This window comes from Blastococcus sp. SYSU DS0619 (genome assembly GCF_054051035.1).
Window position 1 is genome coordinate 92,188 of the sequence record NZ_JBJHAM010000006.1, and the last position, 13,364, is coordinate 105,551.

Genomic DNA, 13,364 nt, shown 5'->3' on the forward strand with positions numbered 1-13,364 from the left:
CGGCAGGGGCCTCATGCCTCGGCGGGCGGCGGGACCGCGGGGAGCACGACACCGAGGGCCACGGTGAGGTCCCGGACCATCAGCGGGTCCTCGAGCTGCGGCCCGTAGATCTGGCGCAGCTGCGTCATCCGGTAGCGCACCGTCTGCGGGTGCACGAACAGGGCGGCGGCGACCTGGTCGCGGCGGCCGTGGTGCAGCAACCACCAGCGCAGGGTCTCGGTGAGCTTCTCGCGCGCGGTGTCCCCCACCGACTCCAGGGGCGCCAGCACCCGGGCCCGCAGGTCGGCCAGGGCCTCCTCGTCGGCGCGCACGACCAGCTCCGCGAGGCGGGCATCGGTGTCCAGCGGGTCGCCGTCGTCCGACGCCATCCCGAGGCGCAGCGCGCGCAGCGCCCGGTGGAACGACGCCTGCGCGTTCCACCAGGTCCGCGCCGGGCCGATCACCGCCTGGCGACCGCCGAGCCCGCGGAGCAGCGCCCCCCGCGCGGCGCCCTCGGCATCGGGCACCAGCAGGACGGCGAGGTCATCGGTCCGGTCGAGGTCGGGCAGGTCCTCCGCGGCGACCAGCGTGCGCGGGTCGAGGGAGACCAGCGCCCCCCGGGTGCGGCCGTCCGGGAGCAGCACGGCCGTCAGGGTCCGCGGCGGTGTCCACTCGGCCCGCTGCGCCATCGCGATGAGCTCCGTGTGCGGGCTGCCGGTCAGCAGCCCGTGCGCCAGGCGCTCCAGCAGCCGCTGGCGGGCCCGGCCGCTGGAGGCGAGCTCGTCGGCGTGCCCGGCCACGCTCGCGGCGGAGAGCCGGTCGATGTAGGCGAACACCAGCTCGGCGAACCGGGCCACGGGCTCGGGCCCCAGGCCGGCGGCGACCGCGGCGGCGCTCATGTCCCGCCAGGACACGCGCGCGCCGACCCGGTAGGCCGCCAGGAGGGCATCCATCGAGCGGCCGCTGCGCGCCTCTCCCCTGCCCAGCGCGTACGCGGCCTCGACGACCTGGCCGCCCGGGGTGGCCGCGTCGGCGTTGCCACCGGCGGCCGCGAGCTGCAGGAACCCGCGCAGGGTCAGCTCGACGGCGCCGGAGATCTTGCGGCCCATCGGGCCGGAGAACGCGTCGGCGTAGCTCGGCACCGCGACGATGATCTCCTCGACCGCGCGTTCGGCCACCTTCGACAGCTCCCGGCGCATCGCCTCCGCGACCGCTTCGGGGAAGGGGTCGTAGCCCGACGTCATCGTGCGCTCCTTTGTCTTCGGCGAACAGAACCTACCTGCCGATTCACGTCCGCGGCACAGGTATTTGACCGTCGGACTGGGAAAGCTAAGAGCATGACCGCTACCGCCCCCCGTCCTCCGACGGCTCGACCGCCGGCGCGGGTCGCGCTGCGCGACCGGGTGCTCCGGGCCGCCGAGCTGGTGACCACCCCGCTGCTGCCGGTCGACTACCTCGACCTGTTCGACCCGCTCCGGTCCGGTGCGGCGCTGCGCGGTCGCATCGAGGCCGTGCACAAGGAGACGCGCGACGCGGCGAGCATCGTCATCCGCCCCGGCCGCGACTGGCTGCCCCACGTGCCGGGCCAGTACGTCCGCATCGGCATCGACATCGACGGCGTCCGCCAGTGGCGCGCGTACTCGATCACCTCGGTGCTCGATCGCGCCGACGGCTGCTTCACCATCACGGTGAAGGCCATCCCCGACGGCAAGGTCAGCAACCACCTGGTGCACCGGGTCCAGCCGGGCACGATCATCCAGCTCGACCAGGCCACCGGCGAGTTCTGCCTGCCGGAGGAGGTCCCGGGCAAGGCGCTGTTCGTCACCGCCGGGTCGGGCATCACTCCGGTCATGGGCATCCTGCGCAACCACGCGGACTCGCTGGCCGACACGGTCCTGGTCCACTCCGCGCCCACCTCCGACGACGTCGTCTTCGGCGAGGAGCTGCGGCAGATGGCCGCCGACGGCCGGATCCGGCTGATCGAGCAGCACACCGACAGCGCCGGGATGCTCGATGCCCGGTCCATCGCCGAGCTGGTGCCCGACCTGCACGAGCGCGCCACCTGGGCCTGCGGGCCCGTGGGCATGCTCGAGGCGCTGGAGGAGCACTGGGCGTCGGTGGGTATCGCCGACCGGCTGTACACCGAGCGCTTCCGCCCCCGGATCCTCGTGACCGGCGAGGGCGGCACGGTCACCTTCACGAAGAACGGGACCACCGTCGAGGCCGACGGCGCGACCCCGATCCTCGACGCAGCCGAGGACGCCGGCGTGCTCATGCCGAGCGGCTGCCGCATGGGCATCTGCTACGGCTGCGTGCTCCCCATGCGCTCGGGCGCGGTCCGGGACCTGCGCAACGGCGAGATCACCACCGCCGAGGACGTCGGTGACGGCGTCCTCATCCAGACCTGCGTCAGCGCCGCCGCCGGCGCCTGCGACATCGACCACTGACCACCTCGAGCCCCAGGAGCCCGGACATGACCGTCATCCAGAAGAAGCCCGAGAACCCGATCGCCCACCTCACCCCCGAGGACATCGAGCTCATCGGCAAGGAGCTCGACACCATCCGCCAGGAGATCCGCGACAGCCTGGGCGAGGACGACGCCAAGTACATCCGCACCGTCATCGACGTGCAGCGCAAGCTCGAGCTGGGCAGCCGCGCCGTCCTGCTGTTCTCGAAGTTCCCGCCCGCGTGGCTGGTCGGCACCGCCGGCCTGTCCGTCGCCAAGATCCTCGAGAACATGGAGATCGGGCACAACATCCTGCACGGCCAGTGGGACTGGATGCGCGACCCGAAGATCCACTCCACGACGTGGGAGTGGGACATGGCCAGCCCCGCCGAGCAGTGGAAGCACTCGCACAACGAGCTGCACCACACGTACACGAACGTGATCGGCAAGGACAACGACCTCGGCTACGGGATCATGCGCGTCGACGAGGACCAGAAGTGGCACCCGATGTACCTGGCGCAGCCGCTGTGGAACTTCATCAACGCCTGTTTCTTCGAGTACGGCATCGCCGCCTACGACCTCGAGCTGGGCAAGAACCTGGCCACCAAGAAGCGCCGCAGCGACCCGAAGTTCCGCGCCGCCGCCAAGCAGGTGCTGAAGAAGATCCGCAACCAGGCGACGAAGGACTACGTCGTCCACCCGCTGCTGTCGGGCCCGTCGTTCCTGCCGACCCTGGCGGCGAACTTCACCGCCAACGTGGTGCGCAACCTCTGGTCGCACTCGGTCATCATGTGCGGTCACTTCCCCGAGGGCGTCGAGACGTTCGAGAAGACGTCGATCGACGGCGAGACCCGCGGCGAGTGGTACGTCCGCCAGATGCTCGGCTCGGCCAACATCTCCGGCAGCAAGGCCATGCACCTCATGACCGGGAACCTGTCGCACCAGGTGGAGCACCACCTGTTCCCCGACATCCCGAGCAACCGGTACGCCGAGATCGCCCCGCGGGTGAAGGAGATCTTCGACCGCTACGACCTCACCTACCACTCCGCCCCGCTGTACAAGCAGGTCGCGAGCGCGTGGCACAAGGTCATCCGCCTGTCGCTGCCCAACGGCTGGCTGGCGGAGACGACCCCGAAGAACGCGCCGGCCCAGCTGGCCAAGCTGTACAAGATGACCACCGGCGGACCCAAGGTCCGTCGCGCGCTGCAGCAGCAGGCCGCCGCCTGACCCAGCAGCTCCCCTGCGGGGGATGAACCACAGAGGCCCAGAACCGGATCGGTTCTGGGCCTCCGTGGTTCAGGGCGTCCCGGGGATCAGGGGCGGAGCGCCGGCTGCTCGAAGTTCAGCGGGAGCAGCAGCGCCGGGTCGCTGATCGGCACCTCCCACACCGGGCCGGCGCCGTCGGGGTCGATGACCCGTCCGGTGCCGAGGAACGCAGCCACCTGCGCCTGCCCCTGCAGCCCGCCCGTGGAGGCGATGTTCAGCAGGAAGCTGTGCGGGTTGGCCACCGGGTCCGGGGCCTTGTCGTTGCGGAAGAGGCTCGTCCGCGCCCACAGGTCACCGGCGTCGATCAACGTGTACGACGTCGGGTTCGGCACCGTCCGGTCGCCGTAGGTGACCTGCACCAGCACTCGGTCGTCCCGGATGAGCGGGGCGAAGGTCTCGGGGCTGCCCGGCCGGGTCAGCCACGTCGCCCTGGCCAGGTAGTCCTGGATCGCGAGCGCACCGGGCACGGTCGCGGTGACCGGCCCCTCGCCGCGCAGCGGCATCTGCTCCTGGAAGTAGGCCCGCGTCGCGTCGGTGCTGTTGGTCAGCCCCGCCGCCGCCAGCGACTGGGTGATCAGCAGGCGGAACGACGGCGACAGCCGCGCGATCTCGGTCACCGGACCGCCGGGCACGTTGAGCACCGAGCGGGCGATCGTCCGGTCGGCACCGGCCAGCATGGTGCCGTAGATGCCGCCGAAGCTCTGGCCGAAGTAGGTGACCCGCGCGCCGGAGAGGTCCGCGCGCCGGTCCCCGTCGACGTCCGTCCCGTCCAGCGACCGGACCAGCGTCATGATGTCGGCCGCGGTCTGCCGCAGCGCGTCCCGCGAGGAGACCGCGGCGGCGGCACCGGTGGCCGAGGAGCCCTCGGTGCTGCCGATGTCCGCACCGGCGTCGTCCTGGTCGACACCCCGGCCGTAGCTGGGCAGCGTCGTGGTGACCCCGCCGCTGGTGACCAGCCACCCGCTCTCCGGGCCGAAGCCGTGGCCGACGACGTTGGTGGAGATCGTCGCGATGCCGCTCTGCGCGTTCGTGGCGGCAGCGAGGAAGACGTTCGCCGTCGAGCCGGTGAAGCCGTGCCCGAACACCGCCACCGGCCAGCCACCGCGCGGGGCGGGACCCTCGGGGAGGACGGCCACGAACGGCAGCCGCTCGGCCTCGACCGGCGCCGGGCCGATGTCCCGGGTGGGGGTCTGCTCGATGGTGACGTCCGGACGGAGCCAGGACGGCGCCAGGTAGGAACCGAAGACCAGGGTGCCGTTCGCCACCGGCTGGATGACCGACGCCGGCAGGGGGTCGACGGGACCGGCGTCGGCCTGGAACTGCAGGGTGGTCCCCGCCGCCGGGAAGACGCCGTCGATCTCCAGGCCCGGGCGCTCGATGCCGACCGCACGGAGGGCGCGGCCGGACTGGATCTGGAGGTTGAGGTCGACGAGCCCGTCGGTGGCGCTCAGGGTCGTGAAGGTCTCGTCCGTGGCTGCGGCCCCGGGGCCGTTCTGGACGCTGATGCGGTAGGTGGTCCCGGGCGCCAGCTGCTCGGCCGGGTGGGCGTAGAGCGTGTTCGTGGCCGGGTCCCAGACGACGCGGTCGACGCCGGTCCGCCAGCTGCCGCGCGCCTCCTGGACGGTGATCCGCTGCGCGGCCTCGGCCGGGTCGACCGCGGCGTCGAACTGCACCGCGAGGCGCGGGTCCAGGTCGAAGCCGTCGAGCTCGTTGAGGCGCTCGACCAGGCCGCAGGTGAGGGCCGCGCCGCAGCCCTCGGTCGGCAGGGCCACCCGCAGGCCGGTGAGCTGCCGCGGGTCGGGGACGGTCAGGTCGTTCGAGGGGAACACCGAGACCGGTTGGGCCTTGGCGGGGGCGGCGAGCGCCGGCGAGGCCGTGGCGGTCAGCGCCAGGGCGCCGACGACCGACACGGTCGCCCGACGCCAGGAACGTGAGGACAAGAGGTCTCCAATGACTGTGGGGGCCCTCTTCCTAGCCGACGGTGACGCGGGCCACAACGCCGGATGCCCGCATCTCCGCAGGTCGCAGCGCTGTGCTGGACGGAACGGTCCGTCGGCAGTGCTCCGCGCCCAGTCGGAGATGCACCCTCCCCGGCGGACGCCGTCACGCAGCGAGGCCCGGGACCGACCGGTCCCGGGCCTCGCTCACGCAGTCGATCGGTGCTGCTCAGTTAGCCATGTCCACGAAGCGGCTGTAGTGGCCCTGGAAAGCGACGGTGACGTTGGCCGTCGGGCCGTTGCGGTGCTTGACCAGCATGATGTCGGCCTCGCCGGCCCGCGGGGACTCCTTCTCGTACATGTCCTCGCGGTGGATCATCATGACCATGTCGGCGTCCTGCTCGATGGAGCCGGACTCACGGAGGTCCGAGAGCATCGGCTTCTTGTCCTGACGCTGCTCGGAGCCACGGTTGAGCTGCGACATCGCGATGACCGGGACCTCGATCTCCTTGGCCAGCAGCTTGAGCGCACGGGAGAACTCCGAGACCTCCTGCTGGCGGCTCTCGACGCGCTTGCCCGACGTCATCAGCTGCAGGTAGTCGATGACCACGAGCTTGAGGTCGTTGCGCTGCTTGAGCCGCCGGGCCTTGGCGCGGATCTCCATCATGGTCATGTTCGGCGAGTCGTCGATGTAGAGCGGCGCGTCGGCCACCTCGCCCATCCGCCGCGCGAGCTTCGCCCAGTCCTCGTCGGAGAGCGTGCCGGCGCGCATGTGGTGCAGCGGCACCTTCGCCTCGGCCGACAGCAGACGCATGGTGATCTCGTGCTTGCTCATCTCAAGCGAGAAGATCACCGCCGGCATCTGGTGCTTCACCGTGGCCGAGCGGGCGATGTCCAGCCCCAGCGTGCTCTTGCCGACACCGGGACGGGCTGCGATGACCACCATCTGGCCGGCCTGGAGCCCGTTGGTGAGCTCGTCGAGATCACGGATGCCGGTGGGGACGCCGCGGGCGGTGCCGCCGCGGGATGCGATGGCGTCCAGCTCGTCCATCGTCGGCTGGAGGACGTCCTCGAGGCGCGAGTAGTCCTCGCTCATCCGCTTCTCGGTGACGTCGTAGATCTCCTGCTGGGCGCGGTCGACGATGTCGTCGACGTCCCCCTTGCCGCCGGCGGCGCCGTACCCGAGCTGCACCACTCGGGTGCCGGCTTCGACCAGGCGGCGCAGCACGGCCTGCTCGGCGACGATCGCCGCGTAGTAGCCGGCGTTGGCCGCCGTCGGCGTCGAGGCGATGACCGTGTGCAGGTAGACCGCACCGCCCATCTTGGACAGCTGGTCGGTGCGGTTGAGCTCGGCGGCGACGGTGATCGCGTCGGCGGGCTCGCCGCGGCCGTAGAGGTCCAGGATGCAGTCGAAGATCACCTGGTGCGCCGGCCGGTAAAAGTCGTTGCCGTGCAGCACCTCCACGACGTCGGCGATCGCGTCCTTGCTCAGCAGCATGCCGCCGAGCACCGACTGCTCCGCCGCGACGTCCTGGGGCGGCTGCCGGTCGTACTCCGGCGCCGTCACGGACGGTCGGCTGAACTCGTCGGCCACCGCCACGGGGGTACCTCCATCTCCTTGCGGGCGCGCCCGCATGACCACTGCACGCAGGGGAAGTGCGCGAGCTCGGCGGGCGCCGCCGGACCGAACGTCCGTTCGATCCATGCCTACCGGAGGGGACCGACAGTCCGCCGTCCCCGTGGTGGCCGGAGAGGACGTTAGGAAGCTGCGGCGGGAGAGTCCACCACCGCTGTGCACGTCGATCTGCACAACTTGTGGACAAGTCGGTGGACGGGGGCGTGTCGACATGTGGAGAAAGCGGGGGACGGCGAGCTGCCGTACCCGCGCGCACCCCGCCCCACCTGCACGGACGCCGCCCACCGGGTGTGGACGGAAGAAACTTCTCGAGAAACTTCGCGGCGTCGCACCACGTGTCACAGCGGTGCCCCGGGCCCGGTTCCGAGCCCGCCCGCGTCGCAGTGGGCCGGGGCGCCGGCGCCCCTGACGGGCCCCTGCGGGCGTGCGGGCGCCGGTGGGCGGTCCGACGTCCGGGCCGGCACTCCCGGACCGGCCCCGGCCGTCTCAGCGGGTTCCGACCCGGCCGGCGGTCCGGCGCCAATTGCACACCTCCGGAACGCCACGAGGGGCGCCGGACAGGTGTCCGACGCCCCTCGTGGGCGGTGCATCCGCCTTCCGGCGGGAGGGCCTTGCTGCCTATCCGGCGACGACGTCGATCGTCAGCTGGGAGGTGACCTCGGGGTGCACCCGCACGGTGACGGTGTGCTGGCCCGTGGTCTTGATGCTGCTGGGCAGCTCGATCCGGCGACGGTCGAGCTCCGGGCCACCGGCCGCGGTGACCGCCGCGGCGACGTCGGCGGTGGTGACGCGGCCGAACAGGCGACCGCCGTCACCGGCGCGCGCCGGCACCTGCACGGTCAGGCCGTTGAGCCGGCCGGCCAGGGCCTGCGCCTCCTCGTGGGAGGCCACCTCGCGGGCGGCACGCGCCCGGCGCAGGGAGTCGACCTGCTTCTCGGCACCCCGGGTGGCCACGATGGCCAGCCCGCGGGGCAGGAGGTAGTTGCGGCCGTAGCCGCCCTTGACCTCGACGGTGTCGCCGGAGGACCCGAGACCGGTGACCTCCTGCGTCAGGATCAGCTTCATGGTGCTCATGATCAGCGCGCCGTGGAGGTGTAGGGCAGCAGCGCCATCTCACGGCTGTTCTTCACGGCCGTGGCGACGTCGCGCTGGTGCTGGCTGCAGTTGCCGCTGACGCGGCGGGCACGGATCTTGCCGCGGTCGGAGATGAACTTCCGCAGCAGGGTCGTGTCCTTGTAGTCGATGTAGGTCGCCTTGTCCTTGCAGAACTGGCAGACCTTCTTCTTGGGCTTGCGAACAGGGGGCTTGGGCACCTGGTTCTCCAGAGAGATTCAGTCAGAGAGGAAGAGGATCAGAACGGCGGTTCGTCGGACGGACCGGCGGGCGTCGACCACGGGTCGCTCGCCCCGCCACCGCCGCCGCCACCACCGAAGCCGCCGCCACCGCCGCCGCCGCCACCGAAGCCGCCGCCGCCCTCACCGCGGGAGGCCTTGGTGACCTTCGCGGTGGCGTAGCGCAGGGACGGGCCGATCTCGTCGACCTCCAGCTCGATGACGGTGCGCTTCTCGCCTTCCTTCGTGTCGAAGGAACGCTGCTTGAGGCGGCCGCTGACGATGACCCGCGAGCCGCGGGTGAGCGACTCGGCGACGTTCTCCGCGGCCTGACGCCAGACGTTGCAGCGGAGGAACAGCGCTTCGCCGTCCTTCCACTCCTGGGACTGGCGGTCGAAGGTGCGCGGCGTCGACGCGACGGTGAAGTTCGCGACGGCGGCGCCCGACGGCGTGAAGCGCAGCTCCGGATCGGCGGTCAGGTTGCCGATGACGGTGATGACGGTTTCGCCGGCCATGGTCAGTGGACCTCGGGGCGCATCAGCTTCGTGCGCAGCACCGACTCGTTCAGGTTGAGCTGGCGGTCCAGCTCGGCGACCGCGGCGGGCTCGGCCTGGATGTCGATGACCGCGTAGATGCCCTCGACCTGCTTCTTGATCTCGTACGCCATCCGGCGACGGCCCCAGATCTCGGTCTTGACGGTGCCACCGGAGTTGGTGACGACGGTCAGGAACCGGTCGAGCGAGGGCGCGATCGTGCGCTCCTCGAGATCGGGGTCGAGGATGACCATCAGTTCGTAGTTGCGCATGGAGAAACCCCACCTCCTCTGGTCTCAGCGGCCGCAGACGATCTGCAGCAGGAGGGTCGTACATGCGTCGCGCGCCCCGGCAGCAGCCGGAACGCGCGGGCCCAGGCTACCAGCGATGCGGGACCGGCCACCAGGCGCTGTCCACAGGGCTGCCCGCGACGACGACCACCGGCCCGGAGAGCAGAGCAGCCGTCGTGGGTCTCCTCCTGCGTCAGCGGGTCCCGCGGGCCGCCTGAGCGGTGCGCACGAGCGCCGCGGTGACCGTCGCCAGCGCCACCACCGCGGCGAGCGCGGCGGCCGGCAGGGTGGCCGGCTCGGTCCCGGACACCGTGGCGACCCGGTCGGCCTCCTCCCCGTCCGGTCCCCCCGAGCTCAGGCCGGCCAGCTGACCGAACACCGGGACCGAGGCGTTGTCGTAGGAGCCGGTGAGGCCACCGCTGCCGGCGGCATCGGCGCCGCCGGAACCGGGCTCCGGTCGCACGGAACGGGACGGGTCGAAGGCCGCGCCGGCCGACCGGGTACCCGGGGCGAGCTGCGCGGCGCCGCCGGAGCCGGTGTCGTAGGTGTACTGGTCACCCGGGACGCCCTGGACGGTGGGAGCGGCCTCCGGAGCCGCCGGTGCCGTGGGCGCCGGCGCAACCGGAGCGCCCTCCGTCGGCGGCGCGGGCGGCGCCACCTGCGGCGGGGCGGCGGGCAGCGCCACCGGCGGGAGCTGCGGCAGGTTCACGCCCTCGAGGTTGGGCAGGGGCAGCAGGGTGTTGACCACCAGGGGCTGGGGCCGGGGCAGCGGGGGCAGCAGCGCGGCGGCCGCATCGAGGAGGGGCTGGGTCAGCGAGGCCCCGCTCTCGTACGTGTAGCTGAAGGTCAGCCAGCAGCCCGCCACGCAGCTGCGGTCGAACGTCTCGGTGACGCTGGCGCCCGGGGCGAGCGGCTTCTGACCGGACGGCACGGTCAGCGTGACCGAGGTCTTGGCCGTGACGTCGACCAGCGCCGGCAGCAGGGTGCCGCCGACCTTGACCGTCCTGTCCTGCAGCTCGTTCACGAAGGTGACCGACCCGCCCTGGTCCACCGAGACGACCAGCTGGGTCAGATCCCGGATCGGCACGGTGGCGGTGGGCGCGGCGCCGGCGACCGGAGCCGCCGCCACCGAGGCGACGGCCACACCCAGCCAGCTCAGGGTGGCCACGGCGATGCCCCGGCGGGCGGTGCGACGGATGCGATCCGCTGCCATGTTCTGCTACCTCCACGTCGACGTCACACCACGACCGGCGAGTAACCCCCGTCACGATCCCAACGATGATGTGACGCACGCGATACGGGTAAACCAGGAACTCGTCCAGATGCGGAGAACCGGCATGGCAGTGCACCCGATCGGCGTACACGTGGGCGCAGGCCTCACCGACGACGGCGAGCTGGACCGGGGTGGTCCACTGGCCCGCGCGGCGGAGATGGATGCCGACGGCGTCCAGGTCTTCCTCGCCGATCCGCAGGGCTGGAAGGCGCCCCGTCCCCGCCCGGACGCCACGGAGCTGCAGGCCTCCGACGTCGCGGTCTTCGTACACGCGCCGTACGTCCTCAACGTGGCGACGACGAACAACCGCATCCGCATCCCCAGCCGGACGCTGCTCGGCAAGCACGCGCAGGCCGCCGCGGACGTGGGTGCCCGCGGGTTGGTCGTGCACGGCGGGCACGTGCTGGCGAAGGACGATCCGGCGGCCGGTGTGGACAACTGGCGCAAGACCTTCGCGCGCCAGGCGGAGCAGGGCGGCTTCCCGGTCCCGGTGCTCATCGAGAACACGGCGGGCGGCGGGAACGCCATGGCGCGCGACCTGGACGCGCTCGGTCGGCTGTGGGACGCCGTCGGTGAGTTCGGCGCCGGCTTCGTGCTCGACACCTGCCATGCCTGGGCCGCCGGCTGGGACCTGTCCACCGTCGTCGACGCGGTGCGCGCGGTCACCGGCCGGATCGACCTGCTGCACCTGAACAACAGCCGCGACCCCGCCGGGTCGAGCCGGGACCGGCACGCGCCGCTGGGCGCCGGCGAGATCCCCGCGGACGTGCTGGTCGACGTCGCCCGCGCCGCCGGCTGCCCGATCGTGCTGGAGACCCCCGGCGACGCAGCCGACCACGCCGAGGAGATCGCGTTGCTCCGCGAGGCGCTGGCCGGCTGACCGGGAGCCCGGAACGGGGTCAGCACGGTCCCGCCGAGTGGGGCCCGGAGGGCTCCGCGCAGGCGGGACGGACGCGCTCAGCCCGACCGGGGGACGGCACCGGGCCGCGGTGCGGTCCGGAGGACCGCAATGACACAGCTCCGCGCAGGCGGGACGGACGCGCTCAGCCCGACCGGGGGACGGCACCGGGCCGCGGTGCGGTCCGGAGGACCGCGATGACACAGCTCCGCGCAGGCGGGACGGACGCGCTCAGCTCAGCCGGGGGACGGCACCGGGCCGCGGTGCGGTCCGGAGGACCGCAATGACACGGCGTCCATGTGGTGGTCGAGGACGCCGCCTGCCGGGTCGTCCATGCCGGGCCAGCTGGTGCGGACGACGTCCCGGTCGGGATCGAGGACGTCCCGCACGACGAGCGCCACGAGGACGACGACCGCGACGTCGCGGAGGGCGACGGCGAGGAAGAACCACTCGACGTCGATGCCCATGTTGTCCGTGCCGAGGTACCAGAGCATGCGGGGGACCCAGAGCAGCGCCTCGGTGGCCTGCCAGGCCAGTAGCGCACGCCATCTCGGCCGGGCCAGCACCGCGAGCGGCAGCAGCCACAGCGAGTACTGCGGGCTCCACACCTTGCTGGTGATCAGGAAGACGGCGACCAGGAGGAAGGCCACCTGGGGCACCCGGGGGCGGACCGGTGCGGCCAGGGTGAGCCAGGCGACCGCCGCGACACCGGCGAGCAGCGACACCGCGACGGCGGCGTTGACCAGGATCGGCGCCGGACCGGCGCCCGGCACGCCGTTGGCCGCTCCGTCCCCGGCGACGTGCAGCGCCAGGTTCCAGATCGAGTCGGGATCCACCGGCCGGGTGCTGTTGAAGGCGAAGAAGTACGACCAGTTGGCGGGCTCCGCCAGCGCGACGGGCACGTTCACGGCCGCCCAGGCGGCGACCGCGGCGATCGAGGTGCGCAGCCACGTCCGGAGCCGCCCCGCACGCAGGCACAGCAGGAACAGCGCCGCCAGCACGAACAGCGGGTAGAGCTTCGCGGCGACACCCAGCCCCAGCAGGACGCCGGCCAGCACCGGACGCCGTCGCGCCCAGGCCCACATCCCCAGGCCGGCCAGCGCGGCCGCGACCAGGTCCCAGTTCGTGAACGCGTGCACGAGCAGCAGCGGGGACAGCGCGACCATGGCCGCGTCCCAGGGGCGGCGGCCGGCGAGCGCGAGCGTGCTGCGCACGACGAGCAGCGCGCAGCCGGTCAGCAGCAGGCAGGTGACGACGTAGTAGCTCTGCACCGGGGGGACGGTGGGCAGCAGGTGCGTGGCGGCCGCCGCCCGGTCGTAGCCGCCGGACAGGGTCGCGGCGAGCGCCATGAAGCCACCGGTGAGGACCGGGTACTCGACCGCGACGTCCAGGTAGGGGAGCGACCCGTCGAGCCCGTAGACGCCGAAGAGCGGCACGGGGTCCGAGTAGCAGAGGTGCGTGTACTGCAGCTGCCCCGGCCAGTTGCCGTCCGAGCACGGCGCCTGCTTCACCCACGCCGCGGCCAGGACGAGCGTGGCGAACAGCAGGCACACGCGCAGCGGGGTCCAGAACCAGGCGCGCCCGGTGACCGCGAAGCGGCCCCACGGGCCGCCCACGGCCTCGCTGGCCTGCCGGACCACCGGATCGGTCCAGGAGGGGACGACCCGGTCGGGCGCTCCGGGCTCCGACGTTCCACGTGGAACGGCCACGGGCCCGTCCGCGGTGGCGGACGGGCCCGTGGGCGAGCTGCTCATACGAGCAGTGTGCGGGATCGG

The 13,364-nt window shown here is 72.4% G+C and carries 12 protein-coding genes; 3 read left to right on the plus strand and 9 right to left on the minus strand.

The genetic code is table 11. From position 1 onward, the window contains the following. Window positions 1-11 precede the first annotated feature (11 nt). Window positions 12-1,223, minus strand: coding sequence for a PucR family transcriptional regulator (locus tag ACI79T_RS10290; protein WP_456609967.1), 1,212 nt, complete (start codon window positions 1,221-1,223; stop codon window positions 12-14). Window positions 1,224-1,316: 93 nt separating this feature from the next. Here ACI79T_RS10290 and ACI79T_RS10295 point away from each other — a divergent pair, with 93 nt between their 5' ends. Both ACI79T_RS10295 and ACI79T_RS10300 read left to right on the plus strand, forming a co-directional pair. Beyond that, window positions 1,317-2,426, plus strand: a complete 1,110-nt coding sequence (locus tag ACI79T_RS10295) for a ferredoxin reductase (protein WP_456609968.1) — start codon at window positions 1,317-1,319, stop codon at window positions 2,424-2,426. A gap of 26 nt (window positions 2,427-2,452) precedes the next feature. Further along, window positions 2,453-3,652, plus strand: coding sequence for a fatty acid desaturase family protein (locus ACI79T_RS10300; RefSeq protein WP_456609969.1), 1,200 nt, complete (start codon window positions 2,453-2,455; stop codon window positions 3,650-3,652). Window positions 3,653-3,738: 86 nt separating this feature from the next. Here ACI79T_RS10300 and ACI79T_RS10305 read toward each other — a convergent pair whose 3' ends face one another. The 7 genes from ACI79T_RS10305 to ACI79T_RS10335 all read right to left on the minus strand — a co-directional run bounded on the left by ACI79T_RS10305 (window position 3,739) and on the right by ACI79T_RS10335 (window position 10,631). Next, the gene (locus tag ACI79T_RS10305) at window positions 3,739-5,601 is read right to left on the minus strand and encodes a hypothetical protein (protein WP_456609970.1); all 1,863 of its coding nucleotides are present in this window, start codon (window positions 5,599-5,601) and stop codon (window positions 3,739-3,741) included. A 256-nt stretch (window positions 5,602-5,857) separates the two neighbouring features. Then, window positions 5,858-7,228, minus strand: coding sequence for a replicative DNA helicase (gene dnaB / locus ACI79T_RS10310; protein WP_456569046.1), 1,371 nt, complete (start codon window positions 7,226-7,228; stop codon window positions 5,858-5,860). Window positions 7,229-7,882: 654 nt separating this feature from the next. Beyond that, on the minus strand, window positions 7,883-8,329 hold the full coding sequence (gene rplI / locus ACI79T_RS10315; protein ID WP_456609971.1) for a 50S ribosomal protein L9: 447 nt from the start codon (window positions 8,327-8,329) through the stop codon (window positions 7,883-7,885). A gap of 11 nt (window positions 8,330-8,340) precedes the next feature. Beyond that, on the minus strand, window positions 8,341-8,577 hold the full coding sequence (gene rpsR, locus ACI79T_RS10320; RefSeq protein WP_073422051.1) for a 30S ribosomal protein S18: 237 nt from the start codon (window positions 8,575-8,577) through the stop codon (window positions 8,341-8,343). A gap of 38 nt (window positions 8,578-8,615) precedes the next feature. Beyond that, a complete protein-coding gene (locus ACI79T_RS10325; RefSeq protein WP_456609972.1) occupies window positions 8,616-9,110 on the minus strand; it encodes a single-stranded DNA-binding protein in 495 nt (164 codons plus the stop codon). A gap of 2 nt (window positions 9,111-9,112) precedes the next feature. Further along, entirely contained in the window at window positions 9,113-9,400 is a 288-nt protein-coding gene (gene rpsF, locus ACI79T_RS10330) for a 30S ribosomal protein S6 (RefSeq protein WP_346620780.1), read from the minus strand. Window positions 9,401-9,611: 211 nt separating this feature from the next. Continuing rightward, entirely contained in the window at window positions 9,612-10,631 is a 1,020-nt protein-coding gene (locus ACI79T_RS10335; RefSeq protein WP_456609973.1) for a hypothetical protein, read from the minus strand. Between the two features lie 124 nt (window positions 10,632-10,755). Here ACI79T_RS10335 and ACI79T_RS10340 point away from each other — a divergent pair, with 124 nt between their 5' ends. Further along, a complete protein-coding gene (locus ACI79T_RS10340; RefSeq protein WP_456609974.1) occupies window positions 10,756-11,571 on the plus strand; it encodes a deoxyribonuclease IV in 816 nt (271 codons plus the stop codon). Between the two features lie 254 nt (window positions 11,572-11,825). On the opposite strand, the gene ACI79T_RS10345 is transcribed toward ACI79T_RS10340, so the two are convergent. After that, window positions 11,826-13,298 (minus strand): glycosyltransferase family 87 protein, encoded by a 1,473-nt coding sequence (locus ACI79T_RS10345; RefSeq protein WP_456609975.1) that lies wholly within the window; start codon window positions 13,296-13,298, stop codon window positions 11,826-11,828. Window positions 13,299-13,364: the final 66 nt, after the last annotated feature.